Annotated in this window: 21 protein-coding genes and 1 riboswitch; of the genes, 9 read left to right on the plus strand and 12 right to left on the minus strand. The window is 70.0% G+C overall.

The features are described from left to right. Positions 1-71: 71 nt before the first annotated feature. Genes KZJ41_RS18830 through KZJ41_RS18845 form a run of 4 tightly spaced genes read right to left on the minus strand, consistent with a single transcriptional unit; the run spans position 72 to position 5,033 of the window. The gene (locus KZJ41_RS18830) at positions 72-2,162 is read right to left on the minus strand and encodes an ATP-binding protein (RefSeq protein ID WP_231772669.1); all 2,091 of its coding nucleotides are present in this window, start codon (positions 2,160-2,162) and stop codon (positions 72-74) included. A gap of 54 nt (positions 2,163-2,216) precedes the next feature. Beyond that, a complete protein-coding gene (locus KZJ41_RS18835; RefSeq protein WP_006939677.1) occupies positions 2,217-3,317 on the minus strand; it encodes an adenosine deaminase in 1,101 nt (366 codons plus the stop codon). Between the two features lie 17 nt (positions 3,318-3,334). Beyond that, positions 3,335-4,618, minus strand: a complete 1,284-nt coding sequence (locus KZJ41_RS18840) for a thymidine phosphorylase (RefSeq protein WP_029544721.1) — start codon at positions 4,616-4,618, stop codon at positions 3,335-3,337. Then, positions 4,611-5,033 (minus strand): cytidine deaminase, encoded by a 423-nt coding sequence (locus KZJ41_RS18845; RefSeq protein WP_029544723.1) that lies wholly within the window; start codon positions 5,031-5,033, stop codon positions 4,611-4,613. The genes KZJ41_RS18840 and KZJ41_RS18845 overlap by 8 nt, the downstream gene beginning before the upstream one ends. Positions 5,034-5,286: 253 nt before the next feature. On the opposite strand from KZJ41_RS18845, the gene sdhC reads away from it, so the two are divergent. From sdhC to KZJ41_RS18865, 4 genes are read left to right on the plus strand one after another with little or no spacing between them, the layout of a single operon-like run. After that, positions 5,287-5,691, plus strand: a complete 405-nt coding sequence (sdhC, locus tag KZJ41_RS18850; RefSeq protein WP_072635622.1) for a succinate dehydrogenase, cytochrome b556 subunit — start codon at positions 5,287-5,289, stop codon at positions 5,689-5,691. A gap of 33 nt (positions 5,692-5,724) precedes the next feature. Next, on the plus strand, positions 5,725-6,165 hold the full coding sequence (locus KZJ41_RS18855; protein WP_029544728.1) for a succinate dehydrogenase hydrophobic membrane anchor subunit: 441 nt from the start codon (positions 5,725-5,727) through the stop codon (positions 6,163-6,165). A 15-nt stretch (positions 6,166-6,180) separates the two neighbouring features. Then, entirely contained in the window at positions 6,181-7,932 is a 1,752-nt protein-coding gene (gene sdhA, locus KZJ41_RS18860) for a succinate dehydrogenase flavoprotein subunit (protein ID WP_006939688.1), read from the plus strand. Continuing rightward, the gene (locus tag KZJ41_RS18865; protein WP_003935736.1) at positions 7,932-8,708 is read left to right on the plus strand and encodes a succinate dehydrogenase iron-sulfur subunit; all 777 of its coding nucleotides are present in this window, start codon (positions 7,932-7,934) and stop codon (positions 8,706-8,708) included. The genes sdhA and KZJ41_RS18865 overlap by 1 nt, the downstream gene beginning before the upstream one ends. Before the next feature lie 69 nt (positions 8,709-8,777). Here KZJ41_RS18865 and KZJ41_RS18870 read toward each other — a convergent pair whose 3' ends face one another. Both KZJ41_RS18870 and KZJ41_RS18875 read right to left on the minus strand, forming a co-directional pair. Next, entirely contained in the window at positions 8,778-9,815 is a 1,038-nt protein-coding gene (locus tag KZJ41_RS18870; protein ID WP_050035496.1) for an NAD(P)-dependent alcohol dehydrogenase, read from the minus strand. Positions 9,816-9,904: 89 nt separating this feature from the next. Then, positions 9,905-10,912: an NADP-dependent oxidoreductase gene (locus tag KZJ41_RS18875; RefSeq protein WP_072635623.1), complete on the minus strand. Its 1,008-nt coding sequence runs from the start codon at positions 10,910-10,912 to the stop codon at positions 9,905-9,907. A gap of 124 nt (positions 10,913-11,036) precedes the next feature. Between KZJ41_RS18875 and KZJ41_RS18880 the strand changes: the two genes are divergently transcribed. Further along, positions 11,037-11,633, plus strand: a complete 597-nt coding sequence (locus KZJ41_RS18880; RefSeq protein WP_231772668.1) for a TetR/AcrR family transcriptional regulator — start codon at positions 11,037-11,039, stop codon at positions 11,631-11,633. On the opposite strand, the gene yhjD is transcribed toward KZJ41_RS18880, so the two are convergent. From yhjD to KZJ41_RS18900, 4 genes are all read right to left on the minus strand, one after another. Then, positions 11,578-12,642, minus strand: coding sequence for an inner membrane protein YhjD (yhjD, locus tag KZJ41_RS18885; protein WP_043801408.1), 1,065 nt, complete (start codon positions 12,640-12,642; stop codon positions 11,578-11,580). The two genes, KZJ41_RS18880 and yhjD, sit on opposite strands and share 56 nt — an antisense overlap. Positions 12,643-12,701: 59 nt before the next feature. Next, on the minus strand, positions 12,702-13,742 hold the full coding sequence (gene trpS / locus KZJ41_RS18890; RefSeq protein ID WP_251549410.1) for a tryptophan--tRNA ligase: 1,041 nt from the start codon (positions 13,740-13,742) through the stop codon (positions 12,702-12,704). Positions 13,743-13,814: 72 nt separating this feature from the next. Then, positions 13,815-14,618, minus strand: coding sequence for an exodeoxyribonuclease III (locus KZJ41_RS18895; protein WP_251549412.1), 804 nt, complete (start codon positions 14,616-14,618; stop codon positions 13,815-13,817). Between the two features lie 85 nt (positions 14,619-14,703). Further along, positions 14,704-15,921, minus strand: a complete 1,218-nt coding sequence (locus tag KZJ41_RS18900; protein WP_006939696.1) for an NADP-dependent isocitrate dehydrogenase — start codon at positions 15,919-15,921, stop codon at positions 14,704-14,706. Between the two features lie 266 nt (positions 15,922-16,187). Then, a riboswitch (SAM riboswitch) is annotated at positions 16,188-16,303 on the plus strand. Between the two features lie 85 nt (positions 16,304-16,388). Between KZJ41_RS18900 and KZJ41_RS18905 the strand changes: the two genes are divergently transcribed. Then, complete coding sequence (locus tag KZJ41_RS18905; RefSeq protein WP_231772666.1) at positions 16,389-17,714, plus strand: bifunctional o-acetylhomoserine/o-acetylserine sulfhydrylase; 1,326 nt, start codon at positions 16,389-16,391, stop codon at positions 17,712-17,714. Next, the gene (locus KZJ41_RS18910; RefSeq protein ID WP_029544736.1) at positions 17,711-18,838 is read left to right on the plus strand and encodes a homoserine O-acetyltransferase; all 1,128 of its coding nucleotides are present in this window, start codon (positions 17,711-17,713) and stop codon (positions 18,836-18,838) included. The genes KZJ41_RS18905 and KZJ41_RS18910 overlap by 4 nt, the downstream gene beginning before the upstream one ends. 36 nt (positions 18,839-18,874) lie before the next feature. On the opposite strand, the gene KZJ41_RS18915 is transcribed toward KZJ41_RS18910, so the two are convergent. Further along, the gene (locus KZJ41_RS18915) at positions 18,875-19,177 is read right to left on the minus strand and encodes a DUF3017 domain-containing protein (RefSeq protein WP_029544738.1); all 303 of its coding nucleotides are present in this window, start codon (positions 19,175-19,177) and stop codon (positions 18,875-18,877) included. A 4-nt stretch (positions 19,178-19,181) separates the two neighbouring features. Beyond that, a complete protein-coding gene (locus tag KZJ41_RS18920) occupies positions 19,182-20,036 on the minus strand; it encodes a bifunctional methylenetetrahydrofolate dehydrogenase/methenyltetrahydrofolate cyclohydrolase (protein ID WP_198163403.1) in 855 nt (284 codons plus the stop codon). Between the two features lie 175 nt (positions 20,037-20,211). Between KZJ41_RS18920 and KZJ41_RS18925 the strand changes: the two genes are divergently transcribed. Together KZJ41_RS18925 and idi are read left to right on the plus strand one after the other, a co-directional pair. Beyond that, positions 20,212-20,676, plus strand: a complete 465-nt coding sequence (locus KZJ41_RS18925) for a tRNA (cytidine(34)-2'-O)-methyltransferase (protein WP_050035501.1) — start codon at positions 20,212-20,214, stop codon at positions 20,674-20,676. A 125-nt stretch (positions 20,677-20,801) separates the two neighbouring features. Further along, entirely contained in the window at positions 20,802-21,323 is a 522-nt protein-coding gene (idi, locus tag KZJ41_RS18930) for an isopentenyl-diphosphate Delta-isomerase (protein WP_044476485.1), read from the plus strand.

A 21,323-nucleotide genomic window follows, 5' to 3' on the forward strand; every position in this document is an offset into this window, starting at 1 on the left:
CCTCGTTCGAGTGCGAGAAGCATGCGTCCGGAATCTGCTCGGTCACCAGTCCGTTCGGTGCTCGGTTGTGCTCACTGCCGGCGGCCGTACACCTCCTGGTCCCACAGCCACGACACGATCCGCTCCACCCCGGTGGCCAGGTGCCTCCGATAGGTGCTGAACGGCAGTCCGAGCGCTGCCGCGGCCGACTCCTGGGTCGCCGCCGGCCGCAGATACGTCCGGTCCACGGCCCGCAGCAGTTTGTCGTCGCGGGGATGGTCGGCGAGGGTGGCGACCGCGTCGCGCAGCACCTGCTCGAGCAGCGCGACGTCGGGTTCACCGGCGCCGGCCCGGTCGTGGAGCAACCGGGTGCGCAGCAGGGGATTGCGGGCGAGCAGAGCGTGCTGCCGCAGGTCGTGCAGGCCCTGCTTGACCGACTGCGCGAACTCGGGTTGGGAGAGTACGAGCAGCACGGGTGCGCTGGGCACCGGCGGCGACGGACCGCGGGCCAGCGCCCGTTCCGTCACCCGTTCGAGCCAGGCGCCGACCGGGACGCGCCGGAAATCGTGGGCGAACAGGCCGAATCGGCGGGGACCGACGACGAAGTCGCCGCCGTCGACCCGTGGGAGGTCGGCGACGGCGAAGTAGTCGTCCCACCGGTCCGGCTCGGCCAGGACGAGCACGTCGTAGGCGAGGCCCCGGGTGGTGAGGTATCGCTGCATCGTGAGGATCGGGACCGCGTTGAGCGTCGGCGAGGGATCCTGGTACGTCTCCCGGTCCACGACGAATCGGGTCTGGGTGACGACGTCGCCCTCGCGCACCGGCGTGCCTCGCCGCGCGGCCCGCCATGCCGCCGCGGCCCCGGGGTCGCGGTCCCGGTCCTCTTCGGAGGCGCGGGTGAGGTCCAGCAGCCCGATCACTCCGCGGACGGTTCCGTCCGGGCAGCGCAGAACGAAGAAGCCGTCCGGTTGCCGGTCGAGCCACCGCTGCGCGAGCCGGGCGGACTCGGCTCCCTCCGCGGTCCGGATCAGCTCGACGACCGCCGCGTGCTCGGCGGCGGTGGCGGGTTCCGGATAGTACCGGCCCCAGCTCTCCCACTGCACCGGCGAGAGCACGCCGGCGAGGTGACGGAACACGAACTTCAGGTCGAAGATCGCCTGCTGCTGCCGTCGGCCGGTCGCCGAGTCGAGGGTTCGGTGGATGTGCCGCCACACCCGGCGGAAGACGTCGGCATAGCTGTCGGCGTCCCGCCACCACAGGTCGGCGTCGATGACGTCCCGGGCCAGGTCGTGGGGATGGAGGCCGTCGGCCCCGGTCTCGACGAACGAGAGGCCCCGAAGCCACCGGAATGCGTCGTGGGCGCAGTCGTCGCCGGTGCCCAGCGCGTCCCGCAGGAGCGATTCGGTGGTCACGCGTGCGAGTGCGCACACTTCCAGGGCCCGGCGATGCACGGTGCCCGGTTCCTCGTCGACGAACCGGCGCAGCAGCGTCCCCACGAGGTCGGGACTCAGCGGATCCGCGTCGGCACGTCCGCCGCGGAGCACCGCGTCGGCGAGCAACGACAGCGTCAGCGGATGGCCGTGTGCCACGCGGCAGAGGCGGTCGTGCAGGTCGTCCCGGACCCCGACGGCGCGCAGGTAGTCGACGCTCTCCCGGGGTGCGAGATTGCGCATCGACACCACCCGCAGCAGATCGCCCCATGCGAGGTCCGAGCGCCACTGCGGCGACGGCGGACTCCGCCCCGCGATCACGGTCACCGCGCTGTCCGGCAACCGCGGCAACAGATCCCGGCGGATCCAGCCGTCGATCGGTGCGAGTGCCTCGTACGTGTCGATCACCATCACCAGCCGTTGCCCGGAGGCGGTGGCGATTCGATCCGCGTCCAGGTCGAGATGCTCCGCCAACGAGGCGAGCACGGCGGCCGGGGCGGGAACGAGGTCCCGCCCGTCGAGACGCACGAGGACCGAACCGGCCCCGACGGCGAGATCGGCCACCTCGTCGAGCAGGCTCGTCTTACCGATCCCTCCGGGCCCGTACAGGTACAGCACCGAGAACGGGGGCCGGGGCGAGTCGAGGGCGGCACGTACGAGTTCGAGCTCGGCCGAACGACCGACGAACCGGCGCCGCCGGCGCGCGGCGAGCACGTCGCCGAGAGTTGCCGAGGGCGGGACGCGATCGCCCATACCTCGACCCTACGAGGTGAGGTCCGCCGAGGGTACTGTCCGACGAGGGGACTGTCAGCCGATCAGGACGGCGTAGCCGGGCTTGATCACGTCGTCGATGAGCTCGAGCCGCTGGTCGAACGGCAGGAACGCGGACTTCATCGCGTTGATCGTGAACCGCTCCAGGTCGGACCACCCGTACCCGAACGTCTCGACCAGCCGCATCATCTCCTTGCTCATCGTCGTGTCGCTCATCAGGCGGTTGTCGGTGTTGACGGTGACCCGGAACCGCAGGCGCGCCAGCAGGTCGAACGGATGCTGCTCGAGGGTGTCCACGGCGCCGGTCTGCACGTTCGAACTCGGGCACAGCTCGAGCGGGATCCGCTTGTCGCGCACGTAGTTCGCCAGCAGGCCGAGGGTGGCGGTGCCGTCCGCGGCGACGGTGATGTCGTCGACGATGCGCACGCCGTGGCCGAGGCGGTCGGTGCCGCAGAACGCGATGGCCTCGTGGATGGACGGCAGCCCGAAGGCCTCCCCCGCGTGGATCGTGAAGTGCGCGTTGGCGGCGCGCATGTACTCGAAGGCGTCGAGATGCCGGCTCGGTGGGTAGCCGGCCTCGGCACCGGCGATGTCGAACCCGACGACGCCGCGGTCGCGGAACCGCACCGCGAGTTCGGCGATCTCCCGGGACCGGGCCGCGTGCCGCATCGCGGTGAGCAGCAGCCGCACCCGGATCGGCTGGGCGCCGGAGGCCTCCACCGCGGACTCCCCCGACCGGAACCCCTCGAGCACGTGCTCGACCACGGAGTCCAGGTCCAGCCCCCGCTCGAGATGCTGCTCGGGAGCGAAGCGGACCTCGGCGTAGACGACGCCGTCGGCGGCGAGGTCGAGCACGCATTCGCGGGCGACCCGCTCGAGGCCGTCCGGGGTCTGCATGACGGCCACGGTGTGCGCGAACGTCTCGAGGTACCGCTCGAGCGAGCCGCTGTCGGCCGAGTCCCGGAACCAGCGCGCCAGCTCGGGTTCCGTGCCGGCCGGCAGCCGGTAGCCGCAGGCATCGGCCAACTCGAGTACGGTTCCCGGCCGCAGACCGCCGTCGAGGTGGTCGTGCAGAAGCACTTTCGGCGCGGTCCGCAGCGCGGATTCGGTCAGTGTCGTCGTCGCCGGCTCCGTCATGCCCCGACGGTAGTCGGCTAGGCGGTGATCCGCTCGACGACGAGCGGCCGTGTCGCCGGCGTGGAGTCGGAGATGTGCACGCCCTCACCGAGCGTCGCCATCGCGGCGGGGAACTTCGCCGGGGTGTCGGTGTGCAGGGTGGCGATCACGTCCCCGGCGCGGACCCGGTCCCCCGGCTTGACGTGCAGCTCGATCCCCGCCGCGGCCTGCACGGGTTCGCCCTGCCGTTCGCGGCCGGCGCCGAGCCGCCACGCGGCCACACCCACCGCCATCGCGTCGAGTTCGGCGAGCACGCCGTCGCCGGGTGCGCGCAGCACCTCGGTGTGCCGGGCGACCGGCAGGGGCGCGTCGGGGTCGCCGCCCTGCGCGGCGATCATCGCGCGCCACCGGTCCATGGCGGTGCCGTCGCGCAACTTGTCCGCGGGGTCGACGTCGTCCCGGCCGACGGCGGCGAGCATCTCGCGGGCGAGGGCGAGGGTCAGCTCGACCACGTCGGGCGGGCCGTCGCCGGCGAGCACCTCGACGGCCTCCCGCACCTCGAGGGCGTTGCCCGCGGTCCGGCCGAGCGGGACGTCCATCCGGGTGAGGAGCGCGACGGTGTGCAGCCCTTCGTCCTCGCCCAGCTCGACCATGGTGCGGGCGAGTTCCCGGGCGTCGCCGAGGTCCTTCATGAAGGCCCCGGAACCGACCTTGACGTCGAGGACGAGGGCGCCGGTGCCCTCGGCGATCTTCTTGCTCATGATCGAGCTGGCGATCAGGGGGATGGACTCGACGGTGCCGGTGACGTCGCGCAGGGCGTAGAGCCGGCGGTCGGCCGGGGCGAGGTCGGCGCCGGCCGCGCAGACGACGGCGCCGACCGCCGGGTCGGCGAGGATTTCGGCGATCTCGGCGATGCTCAGCTCGGCGCGCCAGCCCGGGATCGATTCGAGCTTGTCGAGGGTGCCGCCGGTGTGGCCGAGTCCGCGGCCGGAGAGCTGCGGCACGGCGACGCCACAGGCGGCGACGAGCGGGGCCAGCGGAAGGGTGATCTTGTCGCCCACACCGCCGGTGGAGTGTTTGTCGACGGTGGGCAGGCCCAGGCCGGTGAAGTCCAGCCGCCGGCCCGAGTCGATCATGGCGGTGGTCCAGCGGGCCGTCTCGGCGCGCGTCATGCCCCGGAAGTAGACGGCCATCGCGAGGGCGGCCATCTGCTCGTCGGCGACGACACCACGCGTGAACGCCTCGACGATCCAGTCGATCTCGGCTCCGCTGAGCTCCTTGCCGTCCCGTTTGCGGGTGATGATGGACAGGGCGTCAGGCACGGTCGGCACCTCCCGCCTCGCGCACCGCGTCCAGGTCACCGGGGCCGAACGCGTCGGGCAGCAGCTCGGCGATGGGGCGCGGACCGCGGCGCGTGTCGACCTCGAGCTCGGGGCCGCCGTGTTCGAGGAGGATCTGCCGGCAGCGTCCGCACGGGCTCAGGACGGCCCCGCGGGCATCGCAGACGGCGACGGCCCGCAACCGCCCGCCACCACCGGAAATCAAGTTACCGACCAGTACACATTCGGCGCACAGACCCACTCCGTGTGAGACATTTTCCACATTGCATCCGACGACGATCCGTCCGTCGTCCACCAGTGCCGCGGCCCCCACAGGGAATCGGGAGTAGGGCGCGTACGCGCGGCCCATCACCTCATGTGCTTTGGCGCGCAAGGTTTTCCAGTCTACGTCCGGCATGGTTGTCCATCCTGTCACGGTGGCCGATTCCACGGTTCACCGGCCCGGCCGGGCCAGATCACAGTTGGAAAGGCAAACCTAACTTGTTATTTGGAGGCCGTACGAACCGCTACTCGAATTAGTTCCCGACTTTCGGATAGGACTAAAGTCGGTCCAAGTCGGTTCAGGTTCACGTCGAGCCCGTGCTGCGGAATCCCCCAGAGGCTGGAGAGGCTCGACGCGTCCACCATTGACGTTGGAGGCACAGCACTCGATGAGCAGCACGACTGAAGCCGCTCCCGCACCGGGGCGCACACGGTCGCTTTACCGGGGAGACCCGGGCATGTGGTCCTGGGTTCTGCACCGGATCACAGGCGTGGCGACATTCTTCTTCCTTTTCGTTCACGTCCTGGACACGGCACTCGTCCGGGTCAATCCCGAGACCTACGACAGTGTCATCGAGACCTACAAGAATCCCGTCGTCGGTCTCATGGAGCTCGGGTTGGTGGCGATGGTGCTCTACCACGCCCTCAACGGCCTGCGCGTGATGCTCGTGGACTTCTGGTCCAAGGGCCCGCAGTACCAGCGGGTGATGCTCTGGACGATCCTGGCGATCTGGTTCGTGGTGATGATCCCCGCCGCCGGTCGCATCTTCTACAACATGTTTGCGGGGCACTGACATGAGCGCAGCGACGAAGAATTGGGCACTGACATGACTGAAGCGAAGACTCTGGGCACGGCGTACGACCGCCCGGCCAGCCTGGACAACCCGCGCTCCCCGCGCCGCGCCGCGAAGAACAACTTCGAGCTCTACGCGTGGCTGTTCATGCGCCTGTCCGGCCTTGCACTGATCATCCTGGTGCTCGGCCACCTGTTCATCATGCTGATGCTGGACGAGGGCGTGCACCGCATCAACTTCGCGTTCGTCGCCGGCCGCTGGTCCAGCCCGTTCTGGCAGTTCTGGGACCTGACGATGCTCTGGCTCGCCCAGCTGCACGGCGGCAACGGCCTGCGCACGGTCATCGCGGACTACTCCCGCAAGGACTCGACCCGATTCTGGCTCAACACGATCCTGGTCGTGTCGATGATCCTGATCATGGGCCTGGGCACCTATGTGATCTTCACCTTCGACCCCAACATCGTTGCGAGCTAGGGGAGCTACGACTTCATGCAGGAACATCGTTATGACGTGGTCATCGTCGGTGCCGGCGGCGCCGGCATGCGTGCGGCCATCGAGGCCGGCCCCCGCGCCCGCACCGCAGTTCTGACCAAGCTCTACCCCACCCGCAGCCACACCGGCGCCGCCCAGGGCGGCATGTGCGCCGCCCTCGCGAACGTCGAGGAGGACAACTGGGAGTGGCACACCTTCGACACCGTCAAGGGTGGCGACTACCTGGTCGACCAGGACGCGGCGGAGATCATGGCCAAGGAGGCCATCGATGCGGTGCTGGACCTCGAGAAGATGGGGCTTCCGTTCAACCGCACGCCCGAGGGCAAGATCGACCAGCGCCGGTTCGGTGGCCACACCCGTGACCACGGCAAGGCCCCGGTGCGTCGCGCCTGCTACGCGGCCGACCGCACCGGCCACATGATCCTGCAGACGCTCTACCAGAACTGCGTCAAGCACGACGTGGAGTTCTTCAACGAGTTCTACGCGCTCGACATCGCGCTGACGGAAACCCCCGAAGGCCCCGTCGCGACCGGCGTCATCGCGTACGAGCTCGCCACCGGCGAGATTCACGTCTTCCATGCCAAGTCGATCGTGTTCGCGACCGGCGGCTCGGGCCGCATGTACAAGACGACGTCCAACGCGCACACCCTCACCGGTGACGGCATGGGCATCATCTTCCGCAAGGGCCTGCCGCTCGAGGACATGGAGTTCCACCAGTTCCATCCGACGGGACTCGCGGGCCTGGGCATCCTGATCTCCGAGGCCGTGCGCGGCGAGGGCGGCATCCTCCGCAACGCCGACGGCGAGCGCTTCATGGAGCGCTACGCCCCCACCATCAAGGACCTCGCGCCCCGCGACATCGTCGCCCGTTCGATGGTGCTCGAGGTGCTCGAGGGCCGCGGCGCCGGCCCGAACAAGGACTACGTCTACATCGACGTGACCCACCTCGGTGAGGACGTCCTCGAGGAGAAGCTCCCGGACATCACCGAGTTCGCCCGCACCTACCTCGGCGTCGACCCCGTCACCGAGCTCGTGCCGGTGTACCCGACCTGCCACTACGTGATGGGCGGCATCCCCACCAAGATCAACGGTGAGGTGCTGCGCAACAACGAGGACGAGGTCCCGGGCCTCTACGCCGCCGGCGAGTGCGCCTGCGTCTCCGTCCACGGCGCCAACCGCCTCGGCACCAACTCGCTGCTCGACATCAACGTGTTCGGCCGCCGCGCCGGCATCGCGGCCGCCGAGTACGCGAACACCCACGACCACGTGGACCTGCCGGAGGACCCGGCCCGCAACGTCGTGGAGTGGCTCGAGCGGATCCTGGGTGCCGGTGGCAAGGAGCGCGTGGCGGACATCCGCAGCGAGCTGCAGCAGTCCATGGACAACAACGCCTCGGTGTTCCGCACCGAGGAGACGCTCAGCAAGGCGCTCGAGGACATCCACGCCCTGAAGGAGCGGTACAAGAACATCACCGTCCAGGACAAGGGCAAGCGCTACAACAGCGACCTGCTCGAGGCCGTCGAGCTGGGCTTCCTGCTCGAAATGGCCGAGGTCACCGTCGCCGGTGCGCTCAACCGGAAGGAGTCGCGCGGCGGCCATGCCCGCGAGGACTACCCGACGCGCGACGACGAGAACTTCCTCAAGCACACCATGGCCTACAAGGAGGGGACGGAGCTGATCTCCCCCATCCGCCTGGACTACAAGCCGGTGGTGCAGACCCGCTACGAGCCGATGGAGCGGAAGTACTGATGACAACCCTCGAGAAGAACGAAGCCGACGTCTCGAACCTGCCTCCCGTGCCCGAGGGTGCCACCATGGTCACCCTCAAGATCGCGCGGTTCAACCCCGAGGACGGCAAGGGTCAGCACTGGGACAGCTTCCAGGTTCCGGCGCTGCCGTCGGACCGCATGCTCAACCTGCTGCTGTACGTGAAGGGCTACCTCGACGGCACCCTCACGTTCCGCCGCAGCTGCGCGCACGGCGTGTGCGGCTCGGACGCCATGCGGATCAACGGCGTCAACCGCCTGGCCTGCAAGATCCTGATGAAGGACATGCTGCCCAAGGACGGCAAGCCGGTGACCATCACCGTCGAGCCGATCCGCGGCCTGCCGGTCGAGAAGGACCTCGTCGTCGACATGGAACCCTTCTTCGACGCGTTCCGCGCGGTGAAGCCGTTCCTCATCGCCACCGGCAACGAGCCGACCCGCGAGCGGATCCAGTCGCAGGCCGACCGGGCCCGCTTCGACGACACCACCAAGTGCATCCTGTGCGCGTGCTGCACCACCTCGTGCCCGGTGTACTGGAACGACGGCAGCTACTTCGGCCCCGCCGCGATCGTCAACGCGCACCGGTTCATCTTCGACAGCCGTGACGAGGGTGCCGCCGAGCGCCTCGACATCCTCAACGACGTCGAGGGCGTGTGGCGCTGCCGCACCACCTTCAACTGCACCGACGCGTGCCCCCGTGGCATCCAGGTGACGAAGGCGATCCAGGAGGTCAAGCGCGCGCTGCTGTTCGCCCGCTGATCTGCTTGTGCTCCACGGTGAAGGTTCCCGTCACCCGGTTCCACCGGGCGACGGGGACCTTCACCCGTTTCAGGGAACCACCACGCCGCGGCCGCGGATGCTGCCCTCGCGCAGCCGCCGGTACGCCGCCGGCCCCTCGTCGAGGGTGAACGTCTCGGTGTGGATGTCCAGCCGGCCGGCGCGGGCCAGCGCGACGACCTCCATCAGTTCCGCCCGGGTGCCCCAGTACGGGGTCACGACGGAGGCGCCGAACGGGATCATGAAGAACCCGACCTTGGCGTGTGCGCCGGCGTGGATGCCCACGACCGAGATGTGCCCGTCGACCGCGACCACCTGCTGCGCCGTGTCGATCGTCGACTGGGCGCCGACGAAGTCGAACACCGCCGTCGCGCCCTGACCGCCGGTCAGTTCCCGGATCGCGTCCGCCGCACCGGCGCCCGACATCACCGCCGCGTCGGCGCCGACCTCGCGGGCGAGGGCGAGACGGTCGTCGTCGAGGTCGACGGCGATCACGCGGGCCGCGCTGACGGCGCGCAGGATCTGGATGCCGACGTGGCCGAGCCCACCGACACCGATGACGACGGCCGTCGAGCCCGGCCCCAGCAGCGGCAGGACCCGGGAGATCGCGTGGTACGGCGTCAGACCGGCGTCGGTGAGCGGCGCCGCGGCGACCGGGTCGAGGTCTCCGATCGGGACGAGGTGGCGCGCCGAATCGACGATCATGTACTCGGCCATCGATCCGGGCGAGCCGAGACCGGGTGGCGTGATGCCCAGGTCGGCGGCGCGGGTGCAGTAGTTCTCCCGGCCGCGCGCGCAGGCGTGGCACGCACCGCAGCCCCACGGCCCGTACACGGCGACGGCGTCCCCCACCCCGAATCCCGTGACGCCCTCGCCGAGTTCGGCGACGGTGCCGACACCCTCGTGGCCGAGGGTGAGCGGCAGGCCGTAGGCGTACTGCGCCGCCGGCATGTCCATCACGAAGATGTCCGAGTGGCACAGCCCGGCCGCGGTGACCTTCAGCAGGATCTCACCCGGCCCGGGCGTCGGGGTGGGGATGTCGACAACGACCGGCTCGGAGCCGATCTCGGTGTACTGGACGGCTTTCATGCGCCCGACTCTACGGCCGGGGGTGCGTGCCCGCCCGATACTGCAGCGAATCTTCCGCTGCGCGACGCCGGCCGTTCCGGCCCCGGACGTCAGGCGACACGGACGAGCATCTTGCCGACGTTGCGCCCGCGCATCAGGTCGAGGAAGGCATCGACCGAGTTGTCGATCCCGTCGACGATCGTCTCGTCGAACACCACGTCGCCGGCGGCGAGCCACGGCCCCATCTTCGCCGCGAATTCGGGGAAGAGGTGGGTGTAGTGGCCGAGGGTGAAGCCCTGCAGGGTCAGGCCGCGGGTGATGATGTTGGCCATGTTGTCCGGCCCGGGCGTGCGCTCGGTGTTGTTGTACAGGGCGATCGCGCCGCACAGGGCGGCCCGGCCACCGTCGCGCAGGACGTCGAGCGCGGCTTCGAGGTGGTCGCCACCGACGTTGTCGAAGTACACGTCGATGCCGTCGGGTGCCGCACGGCGGAGCTGGCGCCGCACGGGCGCCGACTTGTAGTCGAACGCGTCGTCGTAGCCGTAGCGCTCGGTGAGCATCGCGACCTTGTCCGCGGATCCGGCGGAGCCGAGCACGCGGGTCGCGCCCTCGAGCCGGGCGATCTGTCCGACGGCGGTGCCCACGGCGCCCGCGGCCCCGGAGACGAAGACGGTGTCGCCCGGCTGCATGCGGGCGATGTGCATCAGGCCGACGTAGGCGGTCAGTCCCGTCAGGCCGAGGATGCCGAGGTACGCGGAGTTCGGGACGCCCGGAAGCTCGTCCACCACGCGGAAGGCCGCGGCGTCGCCCTGCGCGACGTCGCGCCAGCCGAGGTCGTGCAGCACGACCGAGTCGACCGGGTGGGCCGGCGACGTCGACTCCACGACGCGGCCGACCGCGCCGCCGGTCATGGTCTCCCCCAGCGCGAACGGCGGGATGTAGGACTTGACGTCGTTCATCCGCCCCCGCATGTAGGGATCGACCGAGACGAACTCGTTGACGACGCGGACCTGGTTGGGTCCGAGGTCGGGCAGATCGACCGTCACGGTGCGGAAATCGTCGTGTGTCGGCCAGCCGACGGGGCGTCGGACCAGCTGGATCTGGGTACTCGAGGTCACAGGGCGTGAACCTTCCTCACGTGCCGAGCCGCCGGGAGCTGTCCCCGGGCGCCTCCGAAGTATTGAACTGACCGTTCCAATATATACTGGAACGGTCTTTGCACAACGGGGAACGGAAGGGCACATGGGACGGCCACCGGAGTTCGACACCGCAGACGTCGTGGAACGGGCACGGGATCTGTTCTGGGACAAAGGCTTCGAGGCCACCTCCGTCCCCGAGCTCGAGCGGGCGACGGGGCTGAACCGGTCGAGCCTCTACAACGCCTTCACCAGCAAGCGCGGATTGTTCGACGCCGCCGTCCGCGACTACCTCGACCGCGTGGTGCGACCCCGGCTGCGCGTCCTCACCGACGAGCCCACCGCGCCCGATGCCGCGGCACACTACTTCCGGGCACTGGCCCGCACCGTGGCCGCCCTGCCGGACGACTCGCCGCGCCGCGGCTGCCTGCTGCTGAACAGCACCGCCGGCCTTGCGGCCCACGACGAGACGCAACGCGCGGTCGTCACCGCCTACCGCGCCGAACTGACCACCGCGTTCACGCACGCGCTGCGCGCCCTCGACCCCGCCGCCGACGACGAGGCGCTGGCCCGCCGGGTACGGGTGCTGGCGTCGCTGTCGCTGAGCACGCTGCTGCTCGCCCGCGTCGACCGCGACGAGGCGGTCGCTACCGCCGAAGCCGCGATCGCACAGCTCGACGAATGGCGCGCGAGCGCTCGCTGAGCAGGACCCCGCCGAGGGCCCCGGCACCGACGAGCGCCAGACCGCCGCGCAGGCCGGGCCCCTCGTGCACCTCCACCCGCGGCGTGATCCGAGCCAGCTCCGGCGGCGGCACGTGGGCCATGACCAGATTCTCCTTGGACGATGCCGCCCACGCCGTGGCGAACAACACCATCCGGGCGGTCAGGTTCGCGAAGACCAGCACGCCGAGGATCGGGCCGAACGCCACCCCGGCGGGGCCGCTGGTGACCCGGGAAAGGTAGATCGAGCCGACCTGCTTGAACACCTCGAACGCCACGGCGGCGAGCAGGCCGGCCCGCATCGCGCTGCGGAAGGTGACGGGCTCCCGGGGCAGCCGGGCGATCACCCAGGTGAACAGCAACCACGTGGCGCACACGGCGATGGCGATCGTCGCCACCGTCAGCGCCACCCCGATGCCGGGCACGTTCTCGAGCCGCAGCACCCCGACGAAGAGGTCCATGACGGGGCCGCTGCTCGCGGCCGACAGGGCCAGCGACGCCACGATGGCGAGGCCCAGGCCGAGGAGGGTCAGCGCGTCGTTGACCTTGGTGCGCACGAACCCGTCCTTGACATGCGGATGGTCCCACATCGCCGTGAGCGCGTCCCGCAGGTTGGTGATCCAGCCGATCCCCGCATACGCGGCGGTGAGCAGGCCCAGTGTTCCGACGGCGCTGCGGGAGGCGATCGCGGAGTCCACCAGACCCTGCACCGTCGCACCGAGTTCGCCGGGGATGTTCTGGGCGATCGCGGTCTGCAGCTGCTCGAGGGTCTCGGGCCGGCCCGCGAGCACGAAACCGGCCACCGAGAACGACAGCATCAGGATGGGAATCAGGGACAGCACACTGAAATACGTGATCCCCGCGGCGTAGTAGTCGCCCTTCTGCTCCTGGTACCGCAGGCCGGCCCGCACCAGGTGGTCGAGCGACGGATGCGCTGCTCGTTGCCGGTCGACGAATCCCGGTTTCGACGGTTCGGTGGAATCGTCGGCCATCGGTGGGCAACTCCTTCCGCGTTCCGTCGCCCCGGGCTGTGTGCGGGGCACGCCCCCGGCTACCTGCGGGGCAGGAATCCCACCCTGTCATAGACCTGCCCGAGTGTCCGGGAAGCCACCTCGCGGGCCTGGTCGGCGCCGGTCGACAGGATGCGCAGCAGTTCCGCCTCGTCGGCGAGGTACTCGTCGACCTTCGCCTGCAGCGGCACGACGAACTCGGTGAGCACCTCCGCGGTGTCGGCCTTGAGGTCGCCGTACCCCTTGCCCGCGTAGCCGGCGACGAGTTCGTCGACCGGCCGGCCGGACAGGGCGGCCTGGATGGTGAGCAGGTTGCTCACGCCGGGCTTGTTCTCGAGGTCGAAACGGATCTCGCGCTCGTTGTCCGTCACCGCCGACTTGATCTTCTTCGCCGACACCTTCGGATCGTCGAGCAGGTTGATCAGACCGGCCGGGGTGGCCGCGGACTTGCTCATCTTCGCAGTGGGGTTCTGCAGGTCGTAGATCTTGGCGGTGCCCTTGATGATCTGCGGCTCGGGAACGACGAACGTCTTGCCGAACCGGGTGTTGAACCGCTGCGCGAGATCACGGGTCAGCTCGAGGTGCTGGCGCTGGTCCTCCCCCACCGGCACGCGCTGCGGGCGGTACAGCAGGATGTCCGCCGCCATCAGCACCGGATAGGTGAACAGGCCGACGCTGGCGTGCTCGGTCCCCTCCTTGGCGGACTTGTCCTTGAACTGCGTCATCCGGCCGGCCTCGCCGAATCCGGTGATGCAGCTCAGAACCCACGCCAGCTCGGCGTGCTCGGGCACCTGGCTCTGGACGAACAGCACCGACCGGTCCGGGTCGATGCCGACGGCGAGCAGCTGAGCGGCAGCGCGGAGGGTGCGCCGGCGCAGCCCCTTCGGATCCTGCGGCACGGTGATCGCGTGCAGATCGGGGATGAAGTAGTAGGCGTCGAACTCGTCCTGCAACGGAACCCACTGTTGCAGCGCGCCGAGGAAGTTCCCGAGGTGGAACGAGTCGGAGGTCGGCTGGATACCCGACAGCACCCGGGGCCGGGCGGTCGGCGCGGTGGTGTTCTGTTCTGCAGTGCTCGCCATGGTTGTCGATACTTTCACGTGCGCGGAGAGCCGCTCGCGGGAGGTCGGCTCCGATCGGCGGATCCGCCCGGATCAGCGGAACTGCACGGTGACCGGGGCGTGGTCCGACCACCGCTCGGCATAGGTGGCGGCACGCTCGACGCGGGCCTCCTTCGCCCGCTCGGCCAGTTCCGCCGTCACGAGGTGGTAGTCGATCCGCCAGCCGGCGTCGGTGTCGAACGCCTTGCCCCGGTAGGACCACCACGAGTACGGGCCGTCGACGTCCGGGTGCAGGGCGCGCACCACGTCGACCCAGCGGCCGTCGGCGAGCAGCGTGTCGAGCCACGCGCGCTCGCTCGGCAGGAATCCGGACTTCTTGACGTTGCCCTTCCAGTTCTTGATGTCGCGTTCGGTGTGGGCGATGTTCCAGTCCCCGCACACCACCATGTGCCGGGCCGCGGCCCCGGCCTCGGCGGCGCGGTGGTTCAGGTGCGTGGCGAACGACGCCATGAACCGCTCCTTCTCCTCCTGCTTCGGGGTGCCGGCCTCGCCGGTGGGCAGGTACAGGCTGCCGACGGTCACCTCCCCGAAGTCGGCCTCGACGTACCGGCCGGAGGCCGCGAACTCGTCCTCGTCGAACCCGATGCGCGAGGCGTCGGCCGGGCGCCGCGACAGGATCGCGACCCCGGCACGGCCCTTGGCCTCCGATTCGGCGGACACCACGTACCACCCGGCGTCGAGGGCGGGCGCGATCGCCGCGTGGAACTGCTGCTCGGTGGCGCGCACCTCCTGCAGGCACACGATGTCGGCCTGCGCGGTGGCCAGCCACGCGAGCAGGCCCTTGCCGGCGGCGGCACGGACGCCGTTGACGTTGACGGTGGTGATGACGTGAGGCACGACGGTCACGGTAGCCGACGGGCCGGACCCGAAACGACGACGGGACGCCCCGGTGGGGGGCGTCCCGTCGTGTGCGGTCCGTGCGTCAGGCGCGGGCCTTCTGGAGGTTCTCGTCGAGCGCGGCGAGGAACTCCTCGGTGGTCAGCCATGCCTGCTCGGGGCCGATGAGCAGGGCGAGGTCCTTGGTCATCTGTCCCGCTTCGACGGTCTTGATGACGACGTCCTCGAGCTGCTGCGCGAAGTCGATGACCTCGGGGGTGTTGTCGAGCTTGCCGCGGTGCTCGAGGCCACGGGTCCAGGCGAAGATCGACGCGATCGGGTTGGTCGACGTCGGCTTGCCCGCCTGATGCTGCCGGAAGTGCCGGGTGACGGTTCCGTGCGCGGCCTCGGCCTCGACGGTCCTGCCGTCCGGGGTCATGAGCACGGACGTCATCAGGCCCAGCGAGCCGTAGCCCTGCGCGACGGTGTCGGACTGGACGTCGCCGTCGTAGTTCTTGCAGGCCCAGACGTAGCCACCCTCCCACTTGAGCGAGGAGGCGACCATGTCGTCGATGAGGCGGTGCTCGTAGGTCAGGCCCGCGGCATCGAACTCGGCCTTGAACTCTTCCTCGAAGATCCGCTGGAACTCGTCCTTGAACATGCCGTCGTAGGCCTTGAGGATCGTGTTCTTGGTGGAGAGGTAGACCGGGTAGTTCTGCTGCAGACCGTAGGACAGCGAGGCCCGCGCGAAGTCCTGGATGGACTTCTTGTAGTTGTACATCCCCATGACGACGCCGCCGTCCTCGGGGATATGGCACACCTCGTGCTGGATCGGCTCGCTGCCGTCCTCCGGCGTGAAGGTGATGGTGACGGTGCCCGGGCGGTCGACCTTGAAGTCGGTGGCGCGGTACTGGTCACCGAAGGCGTGACGGCCGACGATGACCGGCTTGGTCCAGCCGGGCACCAGGCGGGGCACGTTGGAGATGATGATCGGGGCACGGAAGATGGTGCCGCCCAGGATGTTACGGATCGTGCCGTTGGGCGAGCGCCACATCTTCTTCAGGCCGAACTCCTCGACCCGGGCCTCGTCGGGAGTGATTGTGGCGCACTTGACGCCGACGCCGTGCTTCTTGATGGCGTTGGCTGCGTCGACGGTGACCTGGTCGTCGGTTGCATCGCGGTGCTCGATGCCGAGGTCGTAGTACTCGAGATTCACATCCAGGTAGGGATGGATCAGCTTGTCTTTGATGAACTGCCAGATGATGCGGGTCATCTCGTCGCCGTCGAGTTCGACGACCGTTCCTTCAACCTTGATCTTGGACATGTGCGCTTCGCGTCCTCCTAGGAAGTGTCCCTGGTCCCAAGTCGATCGCACTTTGTGGGTGCGATCGTGGTCGGCTCAATGAACCATTTATGGCGTGCTCACACGTGCGGAACACGATCCAAACAAGACGAGCGTACTGCTATCGACCCGGTCCGCCAAGCGGGCCCCGGGCTACCGGCGGGTAACTTTCGCCTGCTCAGGCGCCTCCCGCCGGGAGGTATGGGTCGCCTACCGAAGCATCCGTTCGAGCCGCTAGACTCGCGCCAGGTCATGAGTACCAGCGTGAAGCCCCGGCTTGCTGGTCGGCAACCCTCCGGCCAGGGTGGGGTGCTCCGGGTGATGACCCGGTCGTCCGGCGCCACGCCGCACGACAAGCCGGTCCGATGGAGGTATTCGTCATGAGGGTTGTGATCATGAGCTGTCGCCCCTAGCCGCCCCGACCTCCCGACCACGGCCAGAAGGACATCATGACCGACAGCGAGAACACCCGGCGCGAAGACGGCTGGAGCTTCGAGACCAAGCAGATCCACGTGGGCCAGCCCGGCGGCGGCGACACCCGCGCCCGCGCCCTGCCGATCTACCAGACCACCAGCTACACCTTCGACAGCACCGACCACGCCGCCGCCCTGTTCGGCCTCACCGAACCGGGCAACATCTACACCCGCATCATGAACCCCACCCAGGACGCGGTCGAACAACGCATCGCCGCCCTCGAAGGCGGCGCCGCCGCCCTGCTGCTGTCCTCCGGCCAGGCCGCCGAAACCTTCGCCGTGCTCAACCTCGCCGCCGCCGGCGACCACCTCGTCTCCAGCCCCTACCTCTACGGCGGCACCTACAACCTGTTCCACTACACCCTGCCCCGACTCGGCATCGAGGTCACCTTCGTCGACGACCCCGACGACCTCGACCAGTGGCGCGCCGCGATCCGCCCCACCACCCGCGCCTTCTACGGCGAAACCATCGCCAACCCCAAGAACCACCTCCTCGACCTGCCGGGCATCTCCGGGGTGGCCCACGAGCACCACCTGCCGCTGATCGTCGACAACACCGTCGCCACCCCCTACCTGATCCGCCCCCTCGAGCACGGCGCCGACATCGTCGTGCACTCGGCCACCAAATACCTCGGCGGCCACGGCACCGCCATCGCCGGCGTCCTCGTCGACGGCGGCACCTTCGACTGGACCGCCACCGGCCCCGACGGCACCGCGCGGCACCCCCAGTTCGTCACCCCCGACCCCAGCTACCACGGCGTGGTCTACGCCGACCTCGGCGCCCCCGCCTACGCCCTCAAGGCCCGCGTGCAACTGCTGCGCGACCTCGGCGCCGCGGTCTCCCCGTTCAACGCCTTCCTCATCGCCCAGGGCCTGGAAACCCTGTCGCTGCGCATGGAACGGCACGTCGCCAACGCCGCCCGCGTCGCCGAATTCCTCACCACCCGCCCCGAGGTCACCGCGGTCGCCTACGCCGGCCTGCCCTCCTCCCCCTGGTACCGGCGCGGCCGGCAGCTCGCCCCCCGCGGCACCGGCGCCATCGTCACCTTCGAACTCGCCGGCGGCGTCGACGCCGGCAAGAAGTTCGTCGACGCACTGACCCTGCACAGCCACGTCGCCAACATCGGCGACGTCCGCTCGCTGGTCATCCACCCCGCCTCCACCACCCACTCCCAGCTCACCGCCACCGAGCAACTCGCCGCCGGCGTCACCCCCGGCCAGGTCCGCCTCGCCGTGGGCATCGAAGGCATCGACGACATCCTCGCCGACATCACCACCGGCCTCGAGGCGGTCGCGTCTTGACGGCGCGCGTCGACCGGCGCCACGTGGAGCTGCCGCCGGAGGACGGCCGTCTGGGCACGGTCGACATCGGGCCGCTGGCGCTGGAGAGCGGCGCGACCCTGCCCGACGTGACGGTGGCGGTGCAACGGTGGGGCAGGCTGTCGCCGACCCGCGACAACGTCGTCCTCGTCGAACACGCCCTCACCGGGGACTCGCACGTGACCGGCCCCGCCGGGCCCGAGCACCCGTCGCCGGGCTGGTGGTCCGGGATGGTCGGTCCCGGTGCGCCGATCGACACCGACCGGTGGTGCGTCGTGGCGACGAACGTGCTGGGCGGCTGCCGCGGCACCACCGGGCCCGGTTCGACCGCCCCGGACGGCAAGGCGTGGGGCTCCCGGTTCCCCGGCATCACGGTGCGCGACCAGGTCGCCGCCGAGGTCGCCCTCGCCGACGCGCTCGGCATCGACAGGTTCGCCGCCGTGACCGGAGGGTCCATGGGCGGCATGCGGACGCTCGAATGGATCGTCGGATATCCGGAACGGGTGCGGGCGGCCCTGGTCCTGGCGGTGGGCGCCCGCGCCACCGCCGACCAGATCGGCACCCAGACCACGCAGATCGCCGCAATCACCGCCGACCCGGACTGGCAAGGCGGGGACTACTACGGAACCGGACGGGTGCCGCGGGCCGGACTGGGCATCGCACGGCGGATCGCGCACCTGACGTACCGGACCGAGGGCGAGCTCGACACCCGCTTCGCCAACTCCCCCCAGGGGAGTGAAAACCCTTGGAACGGTGGCCGATACGCGGTGCAGAGCTACCTGGAGCACCAGGCCGACAAGCTCGTCGCCCGCTTCGATCCCGGTACCTACGTGGCGCTCACCCAGGCGATGAACCGGCACGACGTCGGGCACGGCCGGGGCGGCGTGGCCGCCGCGCTCGGATCCACCCCGGTGCCGACGATCGTCGCCGGCGTGGACTCCGACCGCCTGTACCCGCTGCGGCTGCAGCAGGAGATCGCCGACGGGCTGCCCGGCTGCGACGGGCTGCGTGTCCTCGAGTCCCGGGACGGTCACGACGGCTTCCTCACCGAGGCCGACGCCGTCGCCAAGCTCCTGTCCGAGCTCGTCACCCTCGCGCGGGGCTGAGAAGCGCGTGCCGCCGGGCCGCCGAGGCCCGGCGGTTCAGCCGGTGCCGAGAGGATCGATCGAGACCGCCAGGGCGATGATGAGACCGCCTACCACGAGGAGCGCGGACACGTCGAAGGTCCGGCTGCGCACGGCGAGCACGCCGACCAGGTCCTCGGGCACCCACAGGCGCAGCAGGCCGGCGAGCAGGGTGGCGCTGCCGAAGACGAACGCACCGCGGCGCCACCGATCCGCCACGACGAGGATCACCGCCGCGGCGATGACGACCGTCACCGCCAGCAGCGGCAGATTCCGCCGGGCCAGACGCACCCAGCGCTCCGCGCCGGCCAGTTGCACCACCGGGTCAGCGGCCGGCGAGCTGTTCGGCTCGCTCGACCACGTTCGCCAGCAGGAACGCACGGGTCAGGGGGCCGACGCCGCCGGGATTGGGCGAGAGGAACCCGGCGACCTCGCGGACGTCGTCGGCGACGTCGCCGCGCAGGCCCTCCGGCGTCCGGCTCACACCCACGTCCAGGACCGCCGCACCCGGCTTGACCATGTCGGCGGTGATCAGTCCCGGCACACCGGCGGCGGCGACGACGATGTCCGCGCGCCGCACCTCCGCGGCGAGATTTTTCGTGCCGGTGTGGCAGAGGGTCACGGTGGCGTTCTCGCTGCGCCGGGTGAGCAGCAGCCCGATCGGCCGGCCGACGGTGACGCCGCGGCCCACGACGGCCACGTGGGCACCCGCGATCGGGACCTCGTAGCGGCGCAGCAGGTGCACGATGCCGCGCGGGGTGCACGGCAGCGCCGCCTCCTTGCCGAGGACGAGGCGCCCGAGGTTGATCGGGTGCAGCCCGTCGGCGTCCTTGTCAGGGTCGATCCGCTCGAGCGCGGCGTTCTCGTCGAGGTGCTTCGGGAGCGGCAGCTGCACGATGTAGCCGGTGCAGGCGGGGTCGGCGTTCAGCTCGTCGATGACCGCCTCGAGCTCCTCCTGCGTCGTGGCGGCGGGCAGGTCGCGGCGGATGGAGGTGATGCCGACCTTGGCGCAGTCGTTGTGCTTGCCGCGCACATACGCCGCGGATCCCGGGTCGTCGCCGACGAGAACGGTGCCGAGGCCGGGGGTGATGCCCTTCGCCTTCAGCGCGGCCACGCGGGCCTTCAGGTCCTCGAAAATCTCGTCGCGGGTCGCTTTGCCGTCCAGGATCGTCGCAGTCACGACCGCCATTGTCTCAGGTCGTCCAGCCGGGGCGGAGACAGCCTCACCACAGCCGGTCCCGCCCCGGGCCGGGCACGCCGCGTCGGCGACTCGGCCGGACGGCCGCGCACGACGGTCCGACCCGGGAGCGGCTGCCGGCGAACGACCCGGAGACACCGACTGGCAAGCTGGATCGGTGTTCCGAGTGATGTTCCACGAGCCGTGTATCCCGCCCAACACAGGCAATGCGATCCGCATGGTCGCCGGGACCGGATGCGAGCTGCATCTGGTGGAGCCGCTCGGATTCGATCTCTCCGAACCCAAGTTGCGGCGCGCCGGCCTGGACTACCACGATCTGGCGTCGGTGTCCGTGCACAAGAACCTCGAGGCCGCCTGGGCCGCGCTGCGGCCGGAGCGGGTATACGCGTTCACCGCGCACGCGAGCGTGTCGTACGCCGCGCTCGAGTACCGGCCCGGTGACGTGTTCCTCTTCGGGCCGGAACCGACCGGACTGTCCGACGAGGTGCTCGCCGACCCGCACGTCACCGCCACGGTGCGGATTCCGATGCTGCCGGGCCGGCGCTCGCTGAACCTGTCGAACGCGGCGGCGGTGGTCACGTACGAGGCGTGGCGCCAGCACGGCTTCGCGGGCGCGGTCTGAGCCGGTCCGGCAGCGAACCCATCCACTCCGGTGGCCGCTCCGAATGCCCACCGACGCCGCGTGCGGAGCCTCGTCGTGGGGAAACGCCGCAACTGTGGGAACGTGGAACGGGGAGGTGAGACGTCGTGACTCTAGTCGTGCTGGTCGACCGCGACGGTCGGGAAGTCGGGACGGCCGAGAAGGTGGCGGCGCACCGCCCCCCGGCCCCGCTGCATCGCGCATTCTCGGCATTCCTGCTCGATGCCGACGACAACGTGCTGCTGCAGCGCAGAAGCCTGGACAAGTACCACTTCGCCGGCCTGTGGGCCAACAGCTGCTGCGGACATCCGCTGCCGGGCGAGAGCGTGCTCGACGCCGCGGCCCGGCGCAGCTGGGACGAACTGGGCGTGCGCCCGTCGGACCTGCAGGAGGTGGCCTCGGTCGTCTACTCCGCCCACGATCCGGACTCGTCGCTGATGGAGCACGAGTTCGACCACGTGGTCGTCGGACGCGTCACCACGGCTCCTCGTCCCGTTCCGAGCGAAGTGGCCGAGGTGCGGTTCCAGTCCCTGGCCGAGGTGGTACGCGAGGTGGAACAGACCCCGCAGGTGTTCGCGCCCTGGATGCCGCATGTCCTCGGCGCGGTGCTGCCGGCGCTGACCCGATAG

It is taken from the genome of Rhodococcus sp. 11-3 (assembly GCF_023704055.1).
Classification (GTDB): domain Bacteria; phylum Actinomycetota; class Actinomycetes; order Mycobacteriales; family Mycobacteriaceae; genus Rhodococcus; species Rhodococcus aetherivorans.